This is a genomic window from Nonomuraea sp. NPDC001636 (assembly GCF_040298265.1).
In the GTDB taxonomy this organism is placed as follows: domain Bacteria; phylum Actinomycetota; class Actinomycetes; order Streptosporangiales; family Streptosporangiaceae; genus Nonomuraea.
The window spans coordinates 1-1,393 of sequence record NZ_JBEOZT010000096.1; the positions used below are offsets into that span (position 1 = coordinate 1).

Annotated in this window: 1 protein-coding gene; it reads left to right on the forward strand. The window is 65.2% G+C overall.

Annotation, left to right across the window (positions count from 1 at the left end; genetic code table 11):
* Nucleotides 1–49: 49 nt before the first annotated feature.
* Complete coding sequence (locus ABT158_RS51190) at nt 50–1,354, forward strand: IS256 family transposase (protein ID WP_502911649.1); 1,305 nt, start codon at nt 50–52, stop codon at nt 1,352–1,354.
* Nucleotides 1,355–1,393: the final 39 nt, after the last annotated feature.

Here is a 1,393-nt window from a genome sequence, read left to right on the forward strand (position 1 = left end):
GGGACTGTAAGAACAACGGTGTAACTCCTGATCATGGAGGACACCCCTGATGAGTACTGTGATCCAGGCATCGACGGAGATCGACCTGGAGGACGCCGCGGTGGCGCGCAAGAAGCCGGACAACTCGACGGACCGGGAGCTGGTGGCCAGGCTGGTCGACCAGGCGCGAGCCGAAGGAGTGGAGCTGGTGGGTGAGAACGGGCTGCTTGGCCGGCTGACCAAGCTGGTGCTGGAGTCCGCGCTGGAGGGCGAGATCACCGATCATCTCGGGCACGACAAGCACGAACGCTCCGGCAATGAGACGGGTAACACCCGCAACGGCAGCCGGTCCAAGACCGTGCTCACCGACGTCGGGCCGGTAGAGATCACCGTGCCGCGGGATCGGGATGGCAGTTTCGAGCCGAAGATCGTGCGCAAGCGGCAGCGACGCCTGTCCGGCGTCGATGAGATGGTCATCTCGCTGGCCGCCAAGGGCCTGACCACCGGCGAGATCTCGGCGCATCTGGCCGAGGTGTACGGCGCCGAGGTGTCCAGGCAGACCATCTCCACCATCACCGACAAGGTGCTGGAGGGGATGGCAGAGTGGCAGAACCGGCCGCTCGACCTCGTCTACCCGGTGATCTTCATCGATGCCATCCACGTCAAGCTGCGTGACGGCCAGGTCGCCAATCGCCCCGTCTACGTGGCGATGGCCGTCACCGTCGATGGCGAGCGCGACATCCTTGGTTTGTGGGCCGGCGACGGCGGCGAGGGGGCGAAGTTCTGGCTGCATGTGCTCACTGAGATCAAGAACCGCGGCGTTGCGGACGCGCTGATGGTGGTCTGTGACGGCCTCAAGGGGCTGCCGCAGGCTATTGAGCAGGTCTGGCCCCAGGCTGTCGTGCAGACCTGCGTGGTGCACCTGCTGCGTGCTTCGTTCCGGTACGCCGCCCGCCAGCACTGGGACGCCATCGCCAAGGCGCTCAAGCCGGTCTACACCGCGCCGACCGAGGCGGCCGCGCTGGAGCGGTTCTTGGAGTTCGCCGAGACGTGGGGCGGCAAGTATCCGGCGATCGTGAAGTTGTGGGAGGACGCCTGGGCCGAGTTCGTGCCCTTCCTCAACTTCGACACCGAGATCCGCCGGGTGATCTGCTCGACCAACGCCATCGAGTCGGTCAACGCCCGCATCCGGCGGGCGGTCAAGGCTCGCGGGCACTTCCCGAACGAGCAGGCCGCGCTCAAGTGCGTCTACATGGCGATCATGAGCCTGGATCCGACCGGTAAGGGCCGCAAACGCTGGATCACCCGCTGGAAAGCCGCGCTGAACGCCTTCGCCATCACCTTCGAAGGCCGCCTGACCCCGACCACTCGATAACTAATCAAGATCGAGATACACCGTTATCTAGACAGACCC

What these genes read in the sequence shown, in the direction of transcription:
- ABT158_RS51190 (WP_502911649.1), top strand. Translation starts at nt 50, where the DNA reads ATGAGTACTGTGATCCAGGCATCGACGGAGATCGACCTGGAGGACGCC.